Source organism: Sporosarcina sp. G11-34, from assembly GCF_026931025.1.
The window spans coordinates 1-23,232 of the sequence record NZ_JAHNZW010000016.1; the positions used below are offsets into that span (position 1 = coordinate 1).

Consider the following 23,232-nt stretch of genomic DNA (forward strand, 5'->3'; position numbering starts at 1 on the left):
CTAAAAAGTGATATCGAATTGTATATTCATTACTATAATAACAAACGAATCAAACAGAAATTGGCGGGCATGAGTCCGGTACAATACCGTCTTCACACCAGCCAACAAGCTGCTTAATATAAAACTCTAACTTTAAGGGGTCACATCAGTTCTGGGCTCTTTTTTTAAGGATAATTACTATATGAGTCGATTTCATAATTCCCTATTTCAAATGAAGATACGAATGACAATGGGTTTTAAGTTTTATTGTTCATTAATATAGAAGGTGTTCCGCTGATTGGAGCGGAGGGCGGCGACTCCAGTGGGAACAGCGCGAGCTGAAAGCCCCGCAGGAACGCAGTGACGAGGAGATTGAAGCCGTGCCCACGGAAAGCGTCCGCCCGAAGCGGAAATCAACTTTGTTCGTATTTCAACACTAAATTTTCTATTATGAAATTAACTCATATATGTTGAATTAAGGAATCCTCCTCTTTCCCCCTCGACTACTCCAGTAGCCCCCTTCGCTAGAGATTAGTTTTGTTTCGCCAATTCATCAGTTCCACACTATCTTAAGAAATTCTTCATAGTTATCCCAATCATTTCTTAAGATTCAACTTCTATAATGAGGATAGAGAAGAAAGTTGGAGGGGAAAACATGATTAGTGTTAAAGAATTAAGTCATTCATTCAAAATCGGTAAAAAAGGTAAGGAAAAAAGAATTCCTGTGTTGAAAGGACTGACGTTTGAAGTGGCGGATGGGGAAATCGTCTCTATCGTCGGAAGAAGCGGCTCGGGGAAATCAACACTACTACATATAATGGCAGGTTTTTTGACGCCGGACAGTGGAGAAATCCATGTGAACGGTGTAGAAACGTCTTCATTTACCGAAGTAGAAAGTGCAAAGTTCAGACTGGATAATTACGGTTTTGTCTTTCAAAACTTTCAGTTGATGCCTGGATTGAATGCATTTGAAAACGTCGAGTTGCCTTTGAAATTAAAAGGAATTGACAAATCGGAGCGCCGGAAAAAAGTAAGAGATTTAATGAAAAGTGTAGGACTTGCAGAGGTGCAAGATCATTATCCGAATGAGTTATCCGGTGGCCAACAACAACGAGTCAGCATCGCGCGGGCGCTTATTACCGATCCGCCAATCATTTTTGCGGATGAACCAACGGGAAGTCTCGATTCGGAAACGGAACAGGACGTTCTGTTACTTATCCAGTCGCTCAATAAAACACGCGGTATAACGTTCGTCATCATTACACATGACGACGAAGTGGCCCAAACGGCGGACCGTGTATACAGAATGCGCGATGGCGAACTTTCGGAAGGTGGTATGCACGATGCAATTTAACGATCAGATTGACTTCATAAGACAACATATTAAGAAAAATCGATTGCGTGTTTTTATGACCGTACTTGCGGCAACTATGGGGACAGCTTTTCTGATTGTGCTTGCATCTGTTGGGTTCGGACTTCATGAAACGGTACGAGATTCAGTGTTATCAAACCGGTTAGTTACTGAAGTTGAAGTTCATGGCGGTGAAGATTCGGAAAAACCAGGGGAACAAGTAGAGGAACTAAAAAAGATAGAACATGTAAAAGCAGTTGTAAATCGACAATATTTATATTCAGGGACAAGTCAGCAGTCTTCACTTGGTGATTTTACGGGCAATCATGATCTCGTTGTGACGGATTTCATTGAAGAAGGGAAAGCCGGTTTCGAACTCGAAGAAGGGCGCTTGCCAGAAAAGGCGAATGAAGTCGTTGTCGGTAGCAATTTCAAAGAGTTTTTAATGATTGAACAAGACGAGAACAGTGAAGGTGAAATTAAAACCTATGAAGGAGATTTAATAGGGGAACAGTTTTCATACCAAATCGGTGATACTGAAGGAGAGTTTTCCGAAGAAAAGATACCTCTAACCATTGTCGGGATTGGGAAATACCCTGCAAAAGAGTGGGTGCAGGACCAAAAAGTATATGTAGATGATTCAATTGTTACGGAGCTTGAACGTATCCATTACGCAAGTAAGGAAGCAGAATATCGAGAATCCAACCCTTTACTTTATAGCACCGTAAATGTCTATGTGGATAAACTAGAGAATGTCAAAGCCGTTTCAAAGAAACTAAAAGGTGAAGGGTATTATGTTTATTCTATAGCAGACGAATTGGAGCAATTGGATGTCTTCTTCTTGGCGTTGAAAGCAGGTCTTGTATTTGTTGGAACAATTGCAATTTTAATTTCATCCATTGGGATTTTCAATACGATGACGATGGCTGTAACGGAGCGTACGCGTGAAATTGGCGTCATGAAAGCAATCGGTGCAGATTCGAAACTTATTCAGCGGCTCTTCTTGATGGAAAGTGCATGGATTGGTATTCTTGGAACGGTAATCGCAGTCGTTATTTCATATGGTGTAAGCATTATTTCGAACTTTGTGTTGCCGATTATCGTTTCGTCGGCACTTGGAGAAGAAGACTTTGGTAGCTTGGATGTTAAGTTTTCGGTTATTCCGTGGCAACTTGTTGTCATTGCATCGGTAATTAGCATTGGCGTCGCAATGATTTCTGGATGGCGACCGGCACGTAAAGCAACAAAAATTGATGTGATTAATGCACTTAGACAAGAGTTATGAAATACTAGAATTAAAGGGTAACTGCTATGTATTGGCAGTTGCCCTTTAATTATTTATAACGATTCAATAGTAAAGAACTGTTATAATTGAGAATGACTATCAGTTGGTGATAGTATATAGATAGCGGGTGAAGATTGGATAAGGGGGCTATTTAGATGAGTCAGTTAGAAGGAAAGAATGCTGTCGAACGAAATATTATAAGCCGAAGGACAATCAAAGCGTTTAAAAAAGATCCAATTAATGTCGAGGAAATTATAGAATTATTAAATGTAGCGAAATGGGCACCCAACCATAAGTTGACGGAACCGTGGCGTTTCCAGTTATACGTGGACGAGGGAAAAGAGACGTTTGTTCAAGCTTATATCGATTCACAACCGACAGTTGACGGAGAAGTTACAAAAAGAGTGCAGAATAAAGCGCAATATTACAGAGATATTCCCATCCATCTTGCAGTAATTATGCCAGAAGATCCACGCCAAAGAAGATGGGATGAGGATTACGGTGCTGTTTCTTCATTGATTCAAAACTTCCAACTGGCGGCTTGGGAAAGAGGCATTGGGATGATTTGGCGTACGAATGATTGGGTATATGATCCTGTATTTAGAGAAGGAATCGGTGCGAGCCCTGGTGAAAAAGTAGTCGCGACATTGATGATTGGTTATCCAAAACATGTACCTGCAGCTGGGCTTCGGACAGGGATTCGGGAACTTATTACGATTATTGATAAGTGATGAATCTATCGTAATTATGAATAGAGTAGAGAGAAATTGAACTTCCAAAAAAGTTACATAAGTTCTGGATTGTTCTTCTACTGGGGTCACTCACCGCCTTCGGTCCTTTATCGATGGATATGTATTCAGGTAAGCATTTAACGAAAATTATCGCCTTGCTTGCGCTTGTGAATGGGGTTGGAATTATTATATTCACCTGTAGTGTAACGGTTCTTTTCATTTATTTATTTGCCGCAAGAAAGTAATATGGTATTGGGGAATTAAATAAAAGTAGTTGCATGCTATAATGGTAGGGAATCTTATTATACATAAATGAAAGGCGGATGAAGAATGGATTATCGTATTGAACATGACACATTTGGTGAAATTAAAGTACCAGCAGACAAACTATGGGGTGCACAAACACAACGCAGTAAACAAAACTTTAAAATTGGCGGAGAAAAAATGCCGATTGGTATCGTGCGTGCATTTGCACATTTGAAAAAGTCAGCAGCAATTGCAAGTCATGCACACGGCAATATTTCTGAAGCAAAAATGAAAGCCATTTCTGCAGCAGCTGAAGAAGTCATCGCAGGTAAATTAGATGATCATTTCCCACTTGTTGTTTGGCAAACGGGAAGCGGCACGCAGTCAAACATGAACATGAACGAAGTACTTGCTCATCGTGGGAACCAACTCCTTGAAGAGTGGGGCGAAGAAGATCGTCTACACCCGAACGATGATGTCAATAAATCACAAAGTTCGAACGATACATTCCCAACAGCATTGCATGTTGCAGGCGTAATTGCAGTTGAAGAACAACTTGTTCCAGCGCTTGGTCTGTTGAAAGACACATTCGGTAAAAAGTCCGAAGAATTTATGGATATCATCAAAATCGGACGTACGCATTTACAAGATGCAACGCCTTTAACACTTGGCCAAGAAATTAGCGGTTGGCACCGTATGCTTGAAAAAACGGAGAAAATGATTGTAGATAGCGTGGAGTCAATGAAAGAACTTGCAATCGGTGGAACGGCAGTAGGTACAGGCCTTAACGCACCTGCGGGATTCGGCGACCGTGTAGCGGAAGAAATTAGTAAAGCGGTTGGTATTGAATTCACATCTGCACAAAACAAATTCCATTCACTTACAAGCTATGACGAAGTCGTTTACGTTCACGGTGCGATTAAAGCACTTTCAGCGGATATTATGAAGATTGCAAACGACGTACGTTGGTTGGCAAGTGGTCCACGTTCAGGTATTGGTGAAATTACAATTCCAGAAAATGAACCAGGTAGCTCAATCATGCCAGGAAAAGTGAACCCGACACAAAGTGAAGCAATTACAATGGTTGTGGCACAAGTAATGGGGAACGATACAACAATCGGTTTTGCGGCAAGCCAAGGAAACTTTGAGCTAAACGTATTCAAACCAGTTATTATCTATAACTTCCTTCAGTCGGTTACGCTACTTGCCGATGCAATGATTAGCTTTAACGACAATTGTGCGGTAGGAATTGAACCGAATCGTGAAGTAATTGATCACCACGTGAAAAACTCATTAATGCTCGTTACTGCACTTAACCCGCATATCGGTTACGAAAATGCAGCTAAAATTGCAAAAGCAGCTCACGCGGCAGGATCAACTCTGAAAGAAGCTGCACTAAAAACAGGTTTATTAACGGAAGAACAGTTTGACGAGTATGTCGATCCTTCAAAAATGATCGGGAATTCATAAGGAATTTCATCTTCATTCAGCAAGTGTTCAAACTCCTGCTGAATGAAGATAAAGCCTCCGGCGGATGTCACAGATTTTTTGGGGAGTCAATCGAGCAAGCTCGATTCAAAATCTGGACGCAATTACGCCGAGGCGTAATTGAAATTGAACGAATATAAGTAAAGTGCAGGTGCCAATGGGTGCCTGCATTTTTTTATGAATTTAAACTAATCTACTTGACTTGTTTGTTTGAAAGTAACATAATAATGTTTGGTTAGAACATTACCGACGTTGCTTATACACATTGAAAAAAAGGAGCTTTTATAATGTCTCCACGGGAAAGAAGAAAGCGCATTATTCAAATGCTTGAACTGAATGGTAAGGTCGAAATAATTCAACTATCTGAAACGCTTGGTGTAACCCCGATGACAATTCGTCGTGATTTTGATGTGTTAGAGAAACAAAAGAAATTAATACGTACGCATGGTGCGGCAATTGCTCCCCAAGGTCTTATTGTTGAACAGACATTCGAGTCAAAGGCTGGAAAAGCGGTTCTAGAGAAACAAACCATCGCACGCGAAGCAATGTCGTTTGTTCGAGACGGTATGACTGTTCTTCTGGATTCTGGAACGACGACGCTTCAAATTGCAAGGTTGCTGAAGGTTCGCGACAAAGTGACTGTGATCACCAATGATATTAAAATTGCGGCTGAATTGATGGATAGTCAGTTAGAAATTATCCTTCTTGGCGGAAGGCTTCAAAATGGTGTTGGATCTTTATATGGAGCGCTAACTTCAGAGGCATTGCGTTCTCTTCATGTAGATTTATTTTTTCTTGGTGCGCCCGCACTTCATTCATCACTTGGAATTACAGCAACGACGATTGAGAAGGCCGCACTAAAGAAGGATATGTGTAAAGCAGCTGAACAAATTATTCTTGTAGCTGATTCGTCCAAGTTTCATCAAAAAGCATTCTCAAAGGTATGTGATCTTGAAGACATTACCACAATAATTACAGATGCAAATCTTTCGGAAAAGTTTAGCGAAACATATGAAGAGTATGTGGACATATTACTAGCGAAGTAGGTGTAAGCATGAAAATCGGAATTATAGCAGATGATTTAACGGGAGCTAATGCAACTGGCGTAGGTCTGGCAAAGGCCGGATTCATAAGCACCACGATCGTTTTTGGTGGAAAGGTCCCCGCGAATAGTAAGTGTACATCAATTAGTGTGGATATTGACAGTCGTTATGTACCCATAGACACTGCGAAAGAACGTGTGACAGACACTTATCATCAATTGCGTAGTTGGGGTGCAGATATTGTTGCAAAACGCATTGATAGCACGATTCGTGGAAATATAGGCTCTGAAATCGATGCGTTACTGGAAGTAACGGGGAATGACAGTGTAGCAATTGTTGTTGCCTCTTATCCCGATTCTACAAGGATTACAGTGGGAGGTTATTTGTTAGTCGATAATGTGCCTGTACAGGAAACAGATGTTGCAAGGGATCCACTCAATCCGATTACAGACTCCTACATCCCCGCAGTAATTGCCGAACAAAGTAATTTTGAAATCGGTCATATTGGTCTAGGAACCGTCTTGAAGGGCAAGGAATGTATTGTACCCGAGCTTGAGTCGTTAATTGCAGAAGGAAAGCGGATTATTGTCTTTGATGCAATTACAAATGAAGAAATCGAACATATCGCAGAATCGATGGCTGAGATTAAGGAGCGTGTACTTTTTCCGGTTGATCCGGGTCCTTTATCGGTAGCGTTTGGGCAAGTGAAAAAAAGGCATAACGCAAGCAAAGGTAAATTAATTGTAACGGTTGGAAGTGTGACATCACTTACTGGGCGACAACTAAAATACTTGATTGATAAAACAAATGCTTCACCAGTTTATGTAAGCGCTAATTTGTTAGCCACGATGAGCGGCGATTGGGAGAAAGAAATAAAACGTGCCACGGCGGAGGCATTGGCGGCGTTGCAAGACGAAGAAATACTTATTATTACAACGCATTCTCCGGCGTCTACCGTTTTGTCACTATCGGAAATTGCTTTGAAAGAAAATGTGACCGAAGAAATACTTGCAAAACGGATTACAACAGGCCTTGCGAAAGTGACGCTAAATGTTGTCAAGCAAGCTGAAGTCACAATTGATGGGACATTTTCAAGTGGTGGTGATGTGACGGCGGCTTTATTTGCAGAAAGTAAGGCAGAAGCTATCCAACTTGAAGACGAAGTATTTTCACGCGCGGCGTACGGCAGATTTATCGGTGGAGCATTCGACGATATTCCTGTAGTGACAAAAGGCGGAACAGCCGGGAATGAACAGTCAATATATGCATGTGTAAATTACTTGCGCACAAAAAATCATGAAGGAAGTGTTTGATATGACAACAGAACATAAAGTTATTGCCATTCCAATGGGAGATGCTGCTGGAATAGGACCTGAAATTACAGTTAAATCATTAGCAAAAGAAGAAATTTACAATATGTGTAACCCGCTCGTCGTTGGGGATGCGGATGTAATCAAGAAAGCAATCGAGGTAACAGAAACGGGTTTGAAAGTGAACATTGTTTCGTCACCAACTGAAGGGAAATATGAATTCGGTACGGTCGACGTATTGGATATGAATAATATCGATATTGAGACGCTTGAACCGGGACAAGTCCAAGCGCAGTGCGGGAAAGCTGCATTCGAATATATCGAGAAGTCTGTAGCACTTGCGATGGCTGGGGAAGTGGCGGCACTTGCAACAACACCAATTAACAAAGAATCATTGCAGGCGGCGAAGGTTCCTTATATTGGACATACAGAAATGTTGGAAGATTTAGGGGGAGCACCCGATCCGTTAACAATGTTCCAGGTTAATGGTATGCGTATTTTCTTCTTGACGCGTCATGTTTCTCTAAAAGAGGCTATTGGACAAATGACGAAAGAGCGTGTACGTGATTATTTGAATCGCTGTGATGTAGCGCTTCAACGTTTGGGAGTTGAAAACCGTAAACTTGCGGTCGCGGGTTTGAACCCACATAGCGGTGAAGGCGGTTTGTTCGGAATGGAAGAAGTGGACGAAATTGCACCTGGTATCGAGGCTGCGAAAAAAGACGGAATCGATGCATATGGTCCAGTTCCGGCGGATTCGGTCTTCTTCCAAGCGTTAAACGGGAAGTATGATGCGGTGCTATCTCTTTATCATGACCAAGGACATATTGCAGCGAAAATGACTGATTTCCATCGTACAATTTCAATTACAAATGGCTTGCCGTTCTTACGTACTTCTGTCGATCATGGAACAGCATTCGATATTGCTTGGAAAAATATTGCGGCAAGTATCAGTATGGAAGAATGTATTAAACTTGCAGCAGAATATGCTCCGAAATTTACACGGGAGTCATTGTAAAAAATCCATAAGAAGAAGGGGAGCCATTCCCCTTCTATTTCTTAACGTAATGGGGGAAAGTTAACATGTCACATGAAGCACAAATGGTTTTAGGGTTGGTCATCGGTGTTGTAGTTCTAATTCTACTCGTTTTGAAAACGAAGATACATGCATTTTTAGCCTTAATTATCGCCGCGTCTATAACAGGAATTGTCGGTGGAATGGAACCGGTTAAAGTGGCCGATACGATAGCTGCGGGCTTTGGAGGAACATTGGGATCTATCGGAATCGTCATCGGTTTCGGTGTTATGATGGGTCGAATTTTGGAGGTTTCTGGAGCGGCTGAGCGACTTGCCTACACGTTAATTCGGTTTGTCGGGAAGAAAAAAGAAGAATGGGCAATGGCGATTGCAGGATATATTGTATCCATTCCGATTTTTGTCGACTCTGCTTTTGTTATATTAAACCCTTTGGTGAAGGCGCTTTCACGAAAGACTGGGAAATCAGTTGTGACACTTGGTATAGCTCTAGGTATAGGACTCGTCGCAACACACCACGCAGTACCGCCTACGCCGGGTCCGCTTGGAGTAGCAGGAATTTTCGGTGTTGATATCGGATTAATGATTGGATGGGGTCTAATCCTATCTATACCTATTATTATTGTAGGTGTTCTCTATGCGCAATGGATTGGTAAGCGAATTTACCAGCTTCCGAGCGAAGAGGAGGATGGTGCAGAATACATTCGCCCTACTACACAAACCGCCTACGAAGAATTTGTCCAACTTACGGACGAGCGCAATAAAGAATTACCATCGCTTTTTCGTTCAACGTTACCAATTATATTACCCATTTTCCTAATCTTCTTGAACACGACGCTAGTGGCAATGGATATTGGCGGCGGTTGGATTGATTTCGTCCTTTTCTTAGGTAAACCGATTATTGCAGTAGGACTTGGCTTGGTTGCAGCCATTTATGCACTTGCGGGTCCAATGAGACGTGAAGAAGCACTTGATCGTATGGAAGAAGGAATGACGACGGCAGGTATTATATTACTCGTAACAGGTGCGGGTGGAGCACTTGGGCAAGTGCTACGTGAAAGCGGGGCGGGTGATTACATTGCGGCTCAAGTCGCAAGCCTACCACTTCCAGCTATTCTTATTCCATTTTTCGTTGCAACACTCGTTCGTCTTATTCAAGGGAGCGGAACCGTAGCAATGATTACAGCTGCGTCAATTTCGGCACCGATTCTTGTGAATATGGAAGTGAATATGGTTCTCGCTGCTCAAGCGGCGGCACTTGGTGCAATGATATTTTCTTATTTCAACGATAGCTTATTCTGGGTTGTTAACCGAATGCTTGGAATTAAGAATGTGAAAGAACAAATACTTGTTTGGTCCGTACCAACAACACTTGCATGGGGAGTTTCACTTGTTTCTTTATTAATTGCCAATCAGTTTTTCGGGTAACAAGATTGTTCACGGCATTGTAATTAATTCAAACTCGGAAGTCTGTTAAAATTAAGAGACAAGAGACTGTGAGGGGTGTGGATAAGATGAAGAAACAGCTTGTTTTATTATTATCTGCATGTGGAGCGAAATCTTATGAAGGTGATTCATTGAAAGAAATTCGTGATGTAATTGATGAAACATACAAAGAAGGCTACGCAGAACCAACAAATACGCCGATGCCATCATAAAGAGGAAAGCAGACACTTGGGTGTCTGCTTTTTTATTTCGTAAAGTGGATGTCCACTCAAATCGCTAGAATGTCCACTCATTTTGCATTATTGTCCACTCAATCCGTGTGGATGTCCGCCCTTTTTCCGGATGTCCACTCAAATCGTCATAATGTCATCCCTTTCCGCGATAATTTCCACTCAATCGGGCGTAATGTCCGCCCTTTCGCCAGATATACGCTAAAATTCTAGCAAGTTGGCAATGAATATTCAGTTAACTATAATGAGTATAGAAGAACATATGGTATAATTGTAGTAACTAAGGATGGAGGGATGATGATGATTCGATTTGTTCAATTTGAAGAAAAGTACATACCGCAAATGGCGGAGCTGCTTGCGGCAAGGCATGTGAAAGAAAGAAAACGTTTTCCATTTTTACCGGAAAAATATGAAAATCCAGAAGAAGCGACGAACGTTTTGATTGAAGAAACGAATAAGCCTTTCACATCCGGGCTCGTTACATTACGGGGTGATGAAGTCATTGGCTATCTATTATATGAATTCAAGAAAAACGCAACGCAAGGACGTCATGTTTCTGTCGGCTATTCATCACTTGCGATGAAAGAAGACGAACATCCGCGTCTCGTGCGGCTTATGTATGCAGAAGTTGGCGCTGAATGGATCCGAAATGGCTATTTTGAACATGTTTTGTTCGCGCCTGTTGGAAATGATCCAATTATTCTTGAACTACTGGAACAATCTTTCCGTTTTGATCAGCGGTATGCGGTTTTGCCACTTGAAACGTATGTAGCAAAAAGTGATGGAACAGCAAAAGTGACTTTCCGACAGGTGACGGAAGATGATATTTCCATACTTGAAAAAATGGCGTCTTGGAACTCCATCCACCAAGCATCCGCGCCTGCATGGAGTCCGATAACAAAAGAATCGCTAGATAAAGTACGGGCTGAATACGAAGAACTTGCGGAGGATACGGAAGTGAAAATGTGGATTGCCGAGCAAAACGGTATACCAGCTGCGTTCCATGTCTATTACCCAGCAGAATCTAATGGATCGTTGGCGACACCGGAAAACACGGTCCATTTAGCAGCCGCGTCAACAAATACGGACATGCGTGGAAAAGGGATTGGCAAGGCAATCGCTGATTACTGTTTCAATGAAGTCGAAGAGGATGGTTACGAATATGTCATGGCAGATTGGCACACGCCAAACCATCTCGCCTCTTATTTCTGGCCAAAACGCGGGTTCCAATCATATATGATTCGCATGGTGCGTACGGTCGATCCGCGGATTTCATGGGCGGATGGTGTCCATTGAAAAACATACCATTTGTCGCGTCATGGAGCGGCGGAAAAGATTCCGCGATGGCCTATTACCGAGCAACCAAATCAGGTGCGATTCCAAAAAGAATATGGACGATGTTTGAAGATGACAAAGAACGTTCGAAATCCCACGCGCTTCCATTTGAAGTCGTTGAAGCACAAGCCAAAGTTCTCGGTGTTCCGCTAATGATTCGTGGTGCAGACTGGGGTGGTTATCAAGAACAGTTTTTGGATGCCATGAAAGAATGTAAGGATGCTGGCATTAACCACGGTGTCTTCGGGGATATCGACCTCGTAGATCATCTGGAATGGGTTCGAAAAACATGTGCAGAAGTCGGTATGGAAGCCGTGCATCCTCTTTGGATGGAGCCACGTCGGAAAATATTAGAGGAATTTATAGGCGTTGGATTCGAAGCATATATTGTTGTCGTCAACACAAAAATGATGCCGGCACACTTCATCGGTCGTAAATTCACAATCGAACTCATGGACGAACTTGAAGCGCTCGGCATCGATTCCTGCGGAGAATCCGGGGAATTTCATACAGTTGTTGTAGATGGACCAATCTTCAAAGAAAGAATTCCTTTAGTATTTTCAGGAGAACATGAAAGAGATGGATATGTCTTTTTGGATGTTGGATTTGTTGAAAAAAAGTAAAGGATATATTTCTCAACATTTTTCGGCAGTTTCCACTAAAACTAATTGACTTTCTATTCAAACGAATATACTATTAGTATTGTTATTATTCTTTTAATAAAAACCTCTTATTAAGGGCGGCAGAGGGACTGGCCCTATGATGCCCGGCAGCCATTCATGTTTTATATTAACTGAAAAGGTGCCAAATCCAGCAAAGTATTTAGTGCGTTGGAAATGAGAGGAAAGTTCGCTTTTTTAGTGTATTCAATTCCTCTCTTTTTTTGAGAGGGATTTTTTATTTGTACGAAATCCTAGAGAACCTAGGGGGAGAGAACGATAGTACAATTTCACTTGTTAAAGGTGCACCTGGCCACTATAGAATTGGTAAGGGGGTACTCGATGAAATAGAATTACTTTTATCGGAACTTGGCATACAAAAAGTTCATATTGTATCGGGGGAAAAGGGTTGGAATGCTGTACAACCTTAATTACCTAAGGAAACTTAGCTTACCGATACGGCCATTTAAGATATGAAGTCGATGTTATGTATATAACGATCTTTATTCCTATTATTCTTGTCCAAAGTATTCAATCGATTGGTAACAGGTTTTCGGCCCGCTTGAAAAAGGATTAACTTCAAAGATAAGGCTATAGTTTTTTTCGAAAGGGATGAAAAAACTTGGAATTTGCTAAAAATAATGACTTGTTCTCACAAAATATAAATCAATCCGAAGTGTTTCCGGTTTCTTTTAAAGAATTGGAAAAAGAAGCAAAAGAAAGTATGGCAGCTGGTGCATTCGGCTATGTCCAATCGGGTGCTGGTGGGGAAGAGACTTTGCAACGAAACATCGCTTCTTTTTCAAAGTATGCCATCGTTCCTCGATTTTTGAAAGACGTTTCAACATTGGACACGTCTATAACATTATTTGGTCGTACATATCCTTATCCATTGCTAATTGCACCCGTCGGCATGCAAAAAATTGCGCATGTGGATGGGGAAATTGCTACTGCAAAAGCAGCTGCGGCAATTGGTATTCCTTTTATTCAAAGTACAGTATCTAGTTATTCGATAGAAGAAATTGCAGAAGCAACTGCCGACAGTCCAAAATGGTTTCAGCTTTACTGGTCAAGCACTGACGAAGAAATTTCGTATAGCATGGTGAAAAGAGCGGAAGAAGCAGGTTATGAGGCAATTGTTTTAACAGTAGACACAGTTGTAATTGGATGGCGTGAGGAAGACGTACGCAATCAATATTCTCCGCTGAAGCAAGGTTTTGGAAAAGCGAATTATGAGACTGATCCAGTATTTATGTCGTCGATTCCAATGAACGATTTTGACTCCGTTATTCAAGGTATATTGGATAACATTCAGCACCCCGCATTAAATTGGGAAAAGGTAGCGGAATTAAAGAAAAGAACATCTTTGCCAATTCTTTTAAAAGGTATTTTACATCCCGAGGATGCGAAGTTGGCTGTGGCCAATGGCATCGATGGAATTATCGTTTCCAATCACGGCGGGCGCCAGCTTGACGGTGTCATTGCAAGTATTGATGCGCTTCCGGCGATTGTAGAAGCAGTGGAAGGGAAAATGCCAATCCTTTTCGATAGTGGAATTCGACGAGGCTCTGACATTGTAAAAGCAATTGCACTCGGTGCGGATGCAGTTCTAATCGGTCGACCTTTCATGTATGGCTTGGCAGTAGGCGGGCAAAAGGGTGTTGAAAAAGTATTGGAAAATATGCTTCAAGAAATGAAGGTTTCCATTTCATTAGCAGGCGTTACTAAATTAAAAGATCTTCGCAATTTAATAATTAAGAACCCCCACTCCGTTTTTTGAAGAAAGTAAGGGATTTTAGACATAAACACAAAGAGCCAATTCGTTTATTAGCAAACGAATTGGCTCTTTGTGTTTTTAAGGATAGCTTCGATCATTTATTTGCTGAGCAAATCTCCTAATTCTTTCTCAAGAAAAGGTTTGACGTGTAACAAATTTCGGAATTCATTGTAGCGTTTATGTTCACTAGCGGATGCTTTCCGTCCTGTATGATATGCACGGATTAGGACGTTTTTCGGTGTATGTTCCATATCGATAAACTCTAATAACTGTGCTTCGTAACCTACGAGTGACAAGAGTTCCGCACGGATGGAATCTGTTGCGAGAGCAGAAAATCGCTCTTTTATTAAGCCGTGTTGGAGCATAATATCGAGTGCCGGCGATTGGATTTGTGAGAAAAGTTCGTGCTGACAACATGGAACGCTTAAAATAACTTTCGCTCCCCATTTAACAGCACGCGCAAGTGCCATATCTGTTGCAACATCGCATGCATGTAACGTGACGACCATATCGACCGACGTTTCTTCGTTGTAGTCGTTAATGTCTCCGACGAGAAACTCAAGGTCATTATAACCAAGATCTTTCGCAATGGTTCGGCATTCTTCAATAACTTCCTTTTTTAAATCCAACCCAGTTACTTTAATATCAAGGCCTTTTTCAATTCGCAAATAGTGATACAGTGCAAATGTCAAATAGGATTTCCCCGAGCCGAAATCAAGAATTCGAATCGTTCGGTCTTTTGGCAAGTGCGCGAGTGAGTCGTCGATGAATTCGACAAATCGGTTAATTTGTCTAAACTTGTCGTGCTTTTGTTTTTTTACTTTGCCGTCGGGGGTTTGAACACCGAGTCGTACGAGGAATGGGTACGGTGTGTGTTCATCGAGTAAATAATTTTTCTTTCGGTTATGGGAAAGGTCGACTACTTTTTCGGATGTCACTTTTTCGGATTTCCACATCACTTTAAATTTCTTCGTCAGCTGAACTTGAATCTTTTCATCTGTAAATTCTATGTGTAGTTGTCTGAAACGTTCAAGTAGTTGCTGTAAATGGCTTCGCAATTCTTCGGGCGTCACGTTTTCATGATTTAATATTCGTTCATATTGATATTCAAATTGAATATGCAATTGTTCTTTTATTTCTACTGCCTTTACTTTCACCCGTTTTAAGTCATCTGTTTTTGTGCGGGACTGGCTAATTGTACCGCCAATGAATGTTCCATTCGTCAGCCGGCTAGTCAACACGTCGAGTAATTCTTCAAAATCCATTGCAATCGCTCCTTGGAAGGTGATTCTCACCAAACTTATTCTATACAGCATAACAAAAAAGAGTTGGCGACCGCCAACTCCTTCACTTATTATTCGTTTTTCATCTGGTTATTTAAATTCAAATCCTTGTTTTTTCAAAAATGCTTTCATATGAGTTCGTCTTGGTTCTTTTAAAAACGTTGCCATGGAATCAGACCAAGCTGCATTTTTTTGATTGGAACCACGGCTCATATAGTAATCGTTCATCGTTTGGTCGTAGGCGGGAAGAAGTTCATCATACTTTTTTTCGTCATATCCATTTTCGTGAATGATGGCTTCAACGGGAAGTCGAGGCTTTACTTCATTTGCCTCGTCGGGTACGCCGATAGTAATAGCAAATAAAGGTGCAACGCCTTCCGGCAGGTGGAGTAATTCACTTATTTCCCCGGGTGCGTTCCGAACACCGCCTATAAAGCAAATGCCATATCCTTTGGATTCGGCCGCGATGACAACATTTTGGGCGAACAGCCCGACATCTACCGCGCCAACAAGTACGTTTTCAGCAACTGAAAAGTCGATATCCTTTTCCAATAAATTCGCGGCTTTCTTTAGGCGGTTATAGTCCATGCAAAATACGAGGACAGCCCCTGCACCTAAAATTTGTTGTGGATTTTTTGATAATTCAGCGACCTTTTCACGCTTTGCCTGGTTGGTTACATGAATGACCGCATATGCTTGAACGAAATGGGAACTTGCTGCATGCTGGCCTGCACGAATGAGCTCATGTACTTCATCTTTACTAAGTGGAACGTTTTTGTACTTTCTAACAGATGCATGTGATGTCAATAAATCGATAACCATGAAATCCCTCCAGGAAAAAGTATATTAAATAGTTTGATAATGCAATAGTAACAGACATGATTCGTGATAAACTACCAATAAAGCTCAGAAAGGTGTGAAGTTATGATTTGGATTGAAAGTCTTTCGATAACGACAGCGATTTTGATTATATTCCTAATCATCACCCCGATTAGCAGTGTACTTTATCTCTATCTTTATGATCGGAAACAAAAACAACATGCTATTTTGCGAAACTACCCGATTTTGGGACGGGTGCGCTATATTCTTGAGAAGACGGGTCCAGAACTTAGGCAATACTTATTCGATGATGATAACGACGGTAAACCATTTAACCGTGAAGAATATTTACATATGGTACTTCCAGGTAAATATTTGAATAGTGTTATTGGTTTTGGCTCGAAGCGCGATTTTCAAGAAGCTGGATATTATATAAGAAACGCAATGTTTACGAAGCAAAATGAGGAAATGCGTGTAGATAATGAAAATCTCGTTGATACGATGCGCTATGTTGTGGATGCAGATAACTTATTTTCTAGAAAAGAGCATCGCGAAGAAATTCCGACGTTGCCATGGTTGTTGCCGGAAGAGGATGCAGTGGTCCTTGGTCCAAATTGTGAGCATCCATTCCAGGTTCGTAGCTTGTTGGGGCAGTCTGCTATGAGTTATGGGGCACTCGGAGAGAACGCAATTACGGCTTTGTCAAAGGGAATCGGAATGGCAAAAGGAGCGTGGATGAATACCGGTGAGGGAGGGCTCTCAAACCACCATTTAGCCGGGGGGGCAGATATTATTGCTCAGATTGGCTCAGGACTGTTTGGTTTTCGAACTTCAGAGGGGGAGTTTAGCTGGGATTTACTTCGTGAAAAGGCTGAGATGTCAGAAGTGAAAGCATTTGAAATTAAGTTGGCACAAGGGGCGAAAATGCGCGGTGGGCATGTTGAGGGTGCGAAAGTAACAGAAGAAATTGCAGCCATTAGAAACGTTATGCCATGGACATCAATAAATAGCCCAAACCGTTTTCATCAATTTGAAGACTTTCCTACCCTATTTGAATTTATTGAGAAAATTCGTCAACATTCAGGCAAACCGGTTGGTATTAAAGTGGTTATAGGTGGACAACAAGATGCGGAAGAGCTTGCATCGTTCATGCATGAAACAGGAATGGGTCCTGACTTCATCTCGGTAGATGGTGGTGAAGGTGGTTCTGGAGCAACTTACCAAGATCTTGCGGACAGCGTAGGTTTGCCCCTTCGTTCGGCATTGATTCTATTGGATGATGCGTTAAAGAAGTTTGACGTACGCGATCGGATAAAAATTATTGCTTCGGGGAAAATTACAACACCAGACCGCGCCGCAATTGTTCTTGCGATGGGTGCAGATCTTGTTCAAATTGCACGTGGTTTTATGATTTCGGTTGGCTGTATTATGGCAGAACGTTGCCATACAAATACGTGTCCAGCCGGCGTTGCGACGACAGATCCAAAGTTGCAACAAGGGCTTGTTGTAGAAGAGAAGAAATTCCGTGTAACGAATTACATTTTAACGATGCGTGAAGGGCTTTTCCGAATTGCAGCGGCAGCGGGACTGGATTCACCGACGAAATTCGAAAGGCATCACGTCGTTTATAAAGATGAGCGTGGACGTGTAACTTCCTTGGATTGAATAATGTTTATTCTTCCGAAATCTATTGTACACAATAAATAATACAATTGTTTTAAATTTTGTGATAACATAATGTATGTATAGGTAAAGTTACGAGGGGGAATAGATATGACATTATTAAACAAGACAGTTGGGGAAATCGTTAGGGATCAAGCATCGAAGTATCCGAATGAGGAAGCTTATGTATATCCTGAACATGGCATTCGTAAAACATATAAAGAATTTGATGCGGAGACGGATTTACTTGCGAAAGCATTTATTGGCATGGGTATTGAAAAAGGTGACAATGTTGCCATTTGGTCTAGCAACAAACGTGAGTGGCTGTTAAGTCAGTATGCAACAGGGAAGATGGGCGCAGTCCTCGTAACGGTAAACACAAATTACCAAGCGGCGGAATTAGAGTATTTACTTCGACAGTCCGATTCAACAACGCTTATTTTGGATGAGAGCTTTAAAGGAACAAGTTATATCGATATTATACGTGCTATTTGCCCAGAACTTGTGGACAGTGAGGACGGTATGATTACAAGTGAAAAACTTCCGTATTTCAAGCGCGTTATTTTGATGACAGAGCGTGAAGAAAAAGGAATGTATACGTGGTCCGAATTTATGGCACATGCTGAAGGTGTGTCCGATGAAGTGCTTGAAGAGCGATTCGCTTCACTAGATCCGGACGATGTCATTAACATTCAATATACATCGGGGACAACTGGATTTCCGAAAGGAGTTATGTTGACGCATAATAACGTTGTCAACAACGGTAAGCAGATTGGGGACTATATGAAGTTAACAGATGAAGATCGTGTATGTATACCTGTTCCGTTTTTCCATTGTTTCGGTTGTGTTCTAGGAACATTGGCAGCGGTTACACACGGTTCTACGATGGTAGTCATTGAGCAATTCGATCCGGAGGAAGTCCTGAAAGCAGTTCAGAATGAGAAGTGCACGGGACTTCTTGGCGTCCCGACGATGTTCATCGCGCAATTGAATCATCCGAACTTTAAAAATTATGATACGTCATCGCTACGGACAGGTATTATGGCAGGAACAACATGTCCAATAGAGATCATGAAGCAAGTCATTGAAGATATGGGGATGAGTGAAATAACGATTTGCTACGGCCAAACGGAGTCATCTCCAGTCATAACACAGACGAAAACGAATGATCCTATTGAGAAGCGGGTGTCGACTGTTGGAAAACCACATCCGAATGTTGAAGTGAAAGTGATAGATCCTGCTACTGGAGAAGAGTTACCCATCGGTGTACCAGGTGAACTTTGTACGCGTGGATATCATGTGATGAAAGGTTATTATAATAACGATGAAGCAACACGAGAAGCGATTGACCACGAAGGATGGCTCCATACAGGTGATGTTGCGATAATGGATGAGGAAGGATATATCGACATTACGGGCCGAATCCGGGATATGGTCATTCGAGGCGGCGAGAATATTTATCCAAGGGAAGTGGAAGAATTCCTTTACACACTTCCGGGAATTGCTGATGTACAAATTGTCGGTGTTCCTGACGAAAAATACGGTGAAGAACTTGTGGCATGGATTATCCTGAAAGAAGGCGCAGATCTCACTGAGGCATCTGTACGTGAATATTGTAAAGGGAAAATATCATTCCATAAGATTCCAAGGTATATCGAATTTGTGAATGAATTTCCAATGACCGCTTCGGGGAAAATTATGAAGTTTAAATTGCAGGAAATGTCACTAAAGAAAATAGGGTAATGAAAAAAGCGTATTCCTTTTCATACAGGGGGAATACGCTTGTTTTTTGTGAAATTATGCTTAATTTGTATTTTGAATCTTATTCCATTCATGGAAAGGTGCCAAGTTGTCTTGTGTTTTCATCTGAATAAAGGGCACCGAGCGATTTTCGGGGACTTCATCCTGATCATTAAAGAAGTGGGTTAATGGATTTGTGAAATCAGCTTCGAGCAATGCGTCCGTCTTACTGCATGCATAATAGATATTGCCAACAGTTGCCCAGTATGCGGCACCTAAACACATTGGACACGGTTCGCCACTTGCATATAGCACGCAATCGGAAAGGTCGACGGATGCGAGTGTAGAACAAGCTTCCCGAATTGCAAGCAATTCCGCATGGGCCGATGGGTCATTATGAAGGTGAACAAGATTGGTTCCTTTACCGATAATTTTGTCGTTTTTAACAATGATAGCTGCAAAAGGGCCGCCACCATTCCTCACATTTTCAACTGCCATAGTTATTGTCTGCTGCAACCATTTTTCATGGGTCATTAAACAAATTCTCCTTGTCGAATATAAGTATTTCCCGGGAAATCGGGGGGTAATTATAAGAAAGATGTCCTGCTTTGTTTATCATACAACAAGTACGACATATATTGTCATTTGATTGGATAAGCTATAGGAATAGCTGCTTAATTTGTGATGGAATATTGTGCATGTTAAGATGGAGGGACTTATGGGGCAATTGGAAGGGGATAATACATGGATATATTAGTTGAACGTGCCGTAATTGTCGGTGTACATATACAAACAGATGAGCACTTTGAATATTCAATGGAAGAACTGAAAAATTTAGCGGAAGCAATTGACGTTGAAGTTGTCGGTACGGTTACACAAAATCTAGAGCGACGAAATCCATCTCATTATGTAGGAACAGGAAAAATTGAGGAAATACGTAATTTCTATGAAGAAGCGGATGCGAACGTAGTTATTTTTAATGATGAATTGTCTCCTTCACAAATTCGGAATTTAGAAAATGGACTTGAGTGCAAAGTGATTGACCGAACGATGCTTATTCTTGATATATTTGAACGCCGTGCACGAACGAGCGAGGCACGGATGCAGGTGGATCTTGCACAGCTTCAATATATGTTGCCACGATTAATTGGACTTCGTGCTTCATTAGGTAGACAAGCCGGCGGAACGGGCGGAGGTTTACAGAACAAAGGGGCTGGGGAAACAAAGCTTGAGCTAGACCGAAGAATTATCGAGGACCAGATAGCTAAACTGAAAAGGGATCTTGAAGGTGTACAATATCAACGTGAAACACAGCGGAAGCAAAGGAAGAGAAGCGGGACCCCTGTCGTTTCACTCGTTGGCTATACGAACGCGGGCAAGTCGACACTTATGAACGGGATTCTTAAGAAAATGAATGCCGAAGTGACGAAACAAGTTTTTGAGAAAGATATGCTTTTTGCTACAATAGATACATCAGTTCGGCGGGTAAGATTGCCGGATAATAAAGAGTTTCTTCTGACAGATACAGTTGGTTTTGTTGGAAAACTGCCAACACATCTTGTGAAAGCATTTCGATCGACACTTGAAGAGGCAAGAAATGCAGATTTACTTTTGCAAGTAGTAGATGTGTCTCACCCTGAATACAGGTTTATGATGGATGTGACCAATCAAACATTGAGCGATGTAGGTGTTGAAAATATCCCGACAATTAACGTCTTCAACAAAGCGGATCTTGCCGATATGAAGTATCCAAAAGTAAGCGATAATAATATTTGGCTATCCGCAAAAGATGGAGATGGGTTAGACGAACTTGTCGAATTAATAAAAAGTTATGTTTTTGATAAATATATCACATGCAAATTGCTCGTTCCATTTGATCGCGGCGACGTCGTCTCTTATTTGAATGATAAAGCGAATGTGAAAGAAACGGCATATGAAGAAGAAGGAACCTATATGACCGTAGAGATGCTTGCGCACGACCGGGAACGTTTCGAAGAATTTATCACGAGCTACTAAGAACACTCACTGTAGTTTAGACAAGAAAAGGTGCATTGCGTTTGACCCGAATCGGTCACGCAATGCACCTTTTTCAATTAGAGTTCTTGAAACTGAATATTATGCAGCCGAGCAAAATGGCTGTCTTTTTTGACAAGTTCTTCATACTTTCCATCTTCCGCAATGCCATCCTCCGTTATAACTAAAATCCGGTCTGCGTCACGAATAGTAGCGAGACGATGCGCAATAACAAGTGTCGTTCGGTTTTCCGCTAATTCCGCAAGAGATTGCTGAATAATACGTTCCGTTTCCGTATCGAGTGCGGAAGTCGCTTCATCTAGAATAAGAATGGGTGGATTTTTTAGGAACATGCGAGCAATGGCGAGACGCTGTTTTTGTCCGCCTGAAAGTTTTAAGCCACGTTCACCTATTTGTGTGTCGTAGCCAACTGGAAGTGCGTCAATCATATCTTCCAAATGTGCTTTTCGCGCGGCTTCGTAAATCTCTTCATTCGTCGCATCCCTTTTTCCATAGGCGATGTTTTCACGAATTGTACCCGTGAAAAGGAAGACGTCTTGTTGAACGATACCAATTTGTTCCCGTAAAGACTTTTTCGTCATATCCCGGATGTCCATTCCATCGATTGAAATAGCCCCTTCATTCACATCGTAAAAACGAGGTATGAGTGAACAAATTGTCGTTTTTCCAGCACCAGACGGGCCAACAAATGCGACTGTTTCTCCTGCCTGAATCTTCAAATCGATGCCTTCGAGCACGGCTTGGTGGGCATCATATGTAAAGTGGACATCGTCGAACGTAATGTTCCCACTTAAATGATCGACGGCAACCGCGCCCGGTCGATCCTCAATATCAGGATCCACTTCAATAAGTTCCTGGAATCTCCTGAATCCGGCCATTCCCTTCGGATACAATTCAAGAAGTGCACTAATTTTATCGACGGGTTTGATCAGTAAGTTGACGAATAAAATGAAACTGACCAGCTCCCCGTACGACAGCTTTCCGTTGAATGAAAACCATGCACCAACGACGAGTACGATAAGTGTCATAAGTCGAGTCATCATATACATACTCGAATGGGTCCAAGCCATCACTTTGTATGCAACGAGTTTGGCAAGTCGGAAATTCCCATTATCTGTTTTGAAACGTCCGATTTCAAAGTCTTCATTTGTAAATGATTGAACAACGCGGACACCAGAAACGCTGTCTTCTACGCGCGCGTTCACATCGGCAATTTTTCCGTACATATTTGTCCAAGCGGCATTCATTTTTACGTTACAGAATGTAACTAAGATAATAAGTAAAGGAACCATAACGATTGCAATAAGTGCAAGTTCTGGATTGATGTTGTACATAAGAATAAATGCTCCGACAAGTGTCATAATTGCGATGAACAAATCTTCGGGACCATGGTGTGCAAGTTCTCCAATATCGAATAAGTCATTCGTAATCCGGCTCATGATGTGACCCGTTTTTGTGTTGTCAAAAAATCGAAATGATTGTCGTTGCACATGATTGAACAACTGCTGACGCATATCCGTTTCAATATTAATGCCAAGCTTATGTCCAAGATAGCTGACGATATACTGTAAAAAAGTACTGAATATGTAGATAACTAGTAGCAGAATGCTTATAGTGACGATTTTTCCCCAATCGCCGCCCGGCAATAGTTTATCGATAAACCATTGAACGGCAAGTGGAAAGGCGAGTTCGAGCAAAGCGACAAAAATCGCACTTGAAAAGTCAATGATGAAAAGTCGTTTATGAGGTTTATAATAAGAAAAAAACTTTTTAAGCATA

General features: G+C 41.6%; 21 protein-coding genes, 1 pseudogene and 1 riboswitch. Of the genes and pseudogenes, 18 read left to right on the plus strand and 4 right to left on the minus strand.

Features of this window, described 5'->3' with window-relative positions:
• The 15 genes and pseudogenes from KSU66_RS17895 to KSU66_RS17965 all read left to right on the plus strand — a co-directional run.
• The coding region (locus tag KSU66_RS17895) for an IS3 family transposase (protein ID WP_269051522.1) at positions 1-117 on the plus strand (117 nt) is incomplete at its 5' end.
• A gap of 517 nt (positions 118-634) precedes the next feature.
• The gene (locus KSU66_RS17900) at positions 635-1,333 is read left to right on the plus strand and encodes an ABC transporter ATP-binding protein (RefSeq protein ID WP_269052832.1); all 699 of its coding nucleotides are present in this window, start codon (positions 635-637) and stop codon (positions 1,331-1,333) included.
• Entirely contained in the window at positions 1,323-2,615 is a 1,293-nt protein-coding gene (locus KSU66_RS17905) for an ABC transporter permease (RefSeq protein ID WP_269052833.1), read from the plus strand. The genes KSU66_RS17900 and KSU66_RS17905 overlap by 11 nt, the downstream gene beginning before the upstream one ends.
• Before the next feature lie 155 nt (positions 2,616-2,770).
• A complete protein-coding gene (locus KSU66_RS17910) occupies positions 2,771-3,346 on the plus strand; it encodes a nitroreductase family protein (protein ID WP_269052834.1) in 576 nt (191 codons plus the stop codon).
• A gap of 330 nt (positions 3,347-3,676) precedes the next feature.
• Complete coding sequence (gene fumC / locus KSU66_RS17915) at positions 3,677-5,062, plus strand: class II fumarate hydratase (RefSeq protein WP_269052835.1); 1,386 nt, start codon at positions 3,677-3,679, stop codon at positions 5,060-5,062.
• A 305-nt stretch (positions 5,063-5,367) separates the two neighbouring features.
• Positions 5,368-6,126, plus strand: a complete 759-nt coding sequence (locus KSU66_RS17920) for a DeoR/GlpR family DNA-binding transcription regulator (RefSeq protein ID WP_269052836.1) — start codon at positions 5,368-5,370, stop codon at positions 6,124-6,126.
• Between the two features lie 8 nt (positions 6,127-6,134).
• Complete coding sequence (locus KSU66_RS17925) at positions 6,135-7,436, plus strand: four-carbon acid sugar kinase family protein (protein WP_269052837.1); 1,302 nt, start codon at positions 6,135-6,137, stop codon at positions 7,434-7,436.
• Position 7,437: 1 nt separating this feature from the next.
• Complete coding sequence (gene pdxA, locus KSU66_RS17930; protein ID WP_269052838.1) at positions 7,438-8,451, plus strand: 4-hydroxythreonine-4-phosphate dehydrogenase PdxA; 1,014 nt, start codon at positions 7,438-7,440, stop codon at positions 8,449-8,451.
• Between the two features lie 65 nt (positions 8,452-8,516).
• The gene (locus tag KSU66_RS17935) at positions 8,517-9,896 is read left to right on the plus strand and encodes a GntP family permease (protein WP_269052839.1); all 1,380 of its coding nucleotides are present in this window, start codon (positions 8,517-8,519) and stop codon (positions 9,894-9,896) included.
• 86 nt (positions 9,897-9,982) lie between these two features.
• Positions 9,983-10,126 carry a PCYCGC motif-containing (lipo)protein gene (locus KSU66_RS21470; protein WP_443029005.1) on the plus strand — a complete coding sequence of 48 codons (144 nt, stop codon included), beginning with the start codon at positions 9,983-9,985 and terminating at the stop codon, positions 10,124-10,126.
• 318 nt (positions 10,127-10,444) lie between these two features.
• Positions 10,445-11,440 (plus strand): GNAT family N-acetyltransferase, encoded by a 996-nt coding sequence (locus KSU66_RS17945; protein WP_269052840.1) that lies wholly within the window; start codon positions 10,445-10,447, stop codon positions 11,438-11,440.
• Entirely contained in the window at positions 11,437-12,102 is a 666-nt protein-coding gene (locus KSU66_RS17950; RefSeq protein ID WP_269052841.1) for a diphthine--ammonia ligase, read from the plus strand. The genes KSU66_RS17945 and KSU66_RS17950 overlap by 4 nt, the downstream gene beginning before the upstream one ends.
• Positions 12,103-12,206: 104 nt before the next feature.
• Positions 12,207-12,322: riboswitch (SAM riboswitch) on the plus strand.
• A 58-nt stretch (positions 12,323-12,380) separates the two neighbouring features.
• Positions 12,381-12,569: a hypothetical protein gene (locus tag KSU66_RS17955; protein WP_269052842.1), complete on the plus strand. Its 189-nt coding sequence runs from the start codon at positions 12,381-12,383 to the stop codon at positions 12,567-12,569.
• Positions 12,570-12,577: 8 nt separating this feature from the next.
• Positions 12,578-12,715, plus strand: a pseudogene (locus tag KSU66_RS17960) (metal ABC transporter permease); the annotation flags it as partial.
• Positions 12,716-12,760: 45 nt separating this feature from the next.
• On the plus strand, positions 12,761-13,918 hold the full coding sequence (locus tag KSU66_RS17965) for an alpha-hydroxy-acid oxidizing protein (RefSeq protein ID WP_269052843.1): 1,158 nt from the start codon (positions 12,761-12,763) through the stop codon (positions 13,916-13,918).
• A gap of 95 nt (positions 13,919-14,013) precedes the next feature.
• Here KSU66_RS17965 and KSU66_RS17970 read toward each other — a convergent pair whose 3' ends face one another.
• Both KSU66_RS17970 and nfsA read right to left on the minus strand, forming a co-directional pair.
• Positions 14,014-15,180, minus strand: coding sequence for a class I SAM-dependent methyltransferase (locus KSU66_RS17970; RefSeq protein WP_269052844.1), 1,167 nt, complete (start codon positions 15,178-15,180; stop codon positions 14,014-14,016).
• Between the two features lie 108 nt (positions 15,181-15,288).
• Entirely contained in the window at positions 15,289-16,020 is a 732-nt protein-coding gene (gene nfsA / locus KSU66_RS17975) for an oxygen-insensitive NADPH nitroreductase (RefSeq protein WP_269052845.1), read from the minus strand.
• 102 nt (positions 16,021-16,122) lie between these two features.
• Here nfsA and KSU66_RS17980 point away from each other — a divergent pair, with 102 nt between their 5' ends.
• Positions 16,123-17,682, plus strand: a complete 1,560-nt coding sequence (locus tag KSU66_RS17980; RefSeq protein WP_269052846.1) for an FMN-binding glutamate synthase family protein — start codon at positions 16,123-16,125, stop codon at positions 17,680-17,682.
• 108 nt (positions 17,683-17,790) lie between these two features.
• A complete protein-coding gene (locus KSU66_RS17985; RefSeq protein WP_269052847.1) occupies positions 17,791-19,422 on the plus strand; it encodes an AMP-binding protein in 1,632 nt (543 codons plus the stop codon).
• Positions 19,423-19,482: 60 nt separating this feature from the next.
• On the opposite strand, the gene KSU66_RS17990 is transcribed toward KSU66_RS17985, so the two are convergent.
• Positions 19,483-19,953: a nucleoside deaminase gene (locus KSU66_RS17990; RefSeq protein WP_269052848.1), complete on the minus strand. Its 471-nt coding sequence runs from the start codon at positions 19,951-19,953 to the stop codon at positions 19,483-19,485.
• Positions 19,954-20,163: 210 nt separating this feature from the next.
• Between KSU66_RS17990 and hflX the strand changes: the two genes are divergently transcribed.
• Positions 20,164-21,435 (plus strand): GTPase HflX, encoded by a 1,272-nt coding sequence (hflX, locus tag KSU66_RS17995; protein ID WP_269052849.1) that lies wholly within the window; start codon positions 20,164-20,166, stop codon positions 21,433-21,435.
• 77 nt (positions 21,436-21,512) lie between these two features.
• Here the strand turns inward: hflX and KSU66_RS18000 are convergent, their stop codons facing one another.
• Positions 21,513-23,231 carry an ABC transporter ATP-binding protein gene (locus tag KSU66_RS18000; RefSeq protein WP_269052850.1) on the minus strand — a complete coding sequence of 573 codons (1,719 nt, stop codon included), beginning with the start codon at positions 23,229-23,231 and terminating at the stop codon, positions 21,513-21,515.
• Position 23,232: the final 1 nt, after the last annotated feature.

Coding starts and splice junctions, on each gene's coding strand:
- KSU66_RS17990 (WP_269052848.1), bottom strand. CDS start 19,953: ATGACCCATGAAAAATGGTTGCAGCAGACAATAACTATGGCAGTTGAA.
- KSU66_RS17980 (WP_269052846.1), top strand. CDS start 16,123: ATGATTTGGATTGAAAGTCTTTCGATAACGACAGCGATTTTGATTATA.
- pdxA (WP_269052838.1), top strand. CDS start 7,438: ATGACAACAGAACATAAAGTTATTGCCATTCCAATGGGAGATGCTGCT.
- KSU66_RS17970 (WP_269052844.1), bottom strand. CDS start 15,180: ATGGATTTTGAAGAATTACTCGACGTGTTGACTAGCCGGCTGACGAAT.
- KSU66_RS17985 (WP_269052847.1), top strand. CDS start 17,791: ATGACATTATTAAACAAGACAGTTGGGGAAATCGTTAGGGATCAAGCA.
- KSU66_RS17900 (WP_269052832.1), top strand. CDS start 635: ATGATTAGTGTTAAAGAATTAAGTCATTCATTCAAAATCGGTAAAAAA.
- KSU66_RS17910 (WP_269052834.1), top strand. CDS start 2,771: ATGAGTCAGTTAGAAGGAAAGAATGCTGTCGAACGAAATATTATAAGC.
- hflX (WP_269052849.1), top strand. CDS start 20,164: ATGGATATATTAGTTGAACGTGCCGTAATTGTCGGTGTACATATACAA.
- KSU66_RS21470 (WP_443029005.1), top strand. CDS start 9,983: ATGAAGAAACAGCTTGTTTTATTATTATCTGCATGTGGAGCGAAATCT.
- KSU66_RS17945 (WP_269052840.1), top strand. CDS start 10,445: ATGATTCGATTTGTTCAATTTGAAGAAAAGTACATACCGCAAATGGCG.
- KSU66_RS17925 (WP_269052837.1), top strand. CDS start 6,135: ATGAAAATCGGAATTATAGCAGATGATTTAACGGGAGCTAATGCAACT.
- KSU66_RS17935 (WP_269052839.1), top strand. CDS start 8,517: ATGTCACATGAAGCACAAATGGTTTTAGGGTTGGTCATCGGTGTTGTA.
- nfsA (WP_269052845.1), bottom strand. CDS start 16,020: ATGGTTATCGATTTATTGACATCACATGCATCTGTTAGAAAGTACAAA.
- KSU66_RS18000 (WP_269052850.1), bottom strand. CDS start 23,231: ATGCTTAAAAAGTTTTTTTCTTATTATAAACCTCATAAACGACTTTTC.
- KSU66_RS17905 (WP_269052833.1), top strand. CDS start 1,323: ATGCAATTTAACGATCAGATTGACTTCATAAGACAACATATTAAGAAA.
- KSU66_RS17920 (WP_269052836.1), top strand. CDS start 5,368: ATGTCTCCACGGGAAAGAAGAAAGCGCATTATTCAAATGCTTGAACTG.
- fumC (WP_269052835.1), top strand. CDS start 3,677: ATGGATTATCGTATTGAACATGACACATTTGGTGAAATTAAAGTACCA.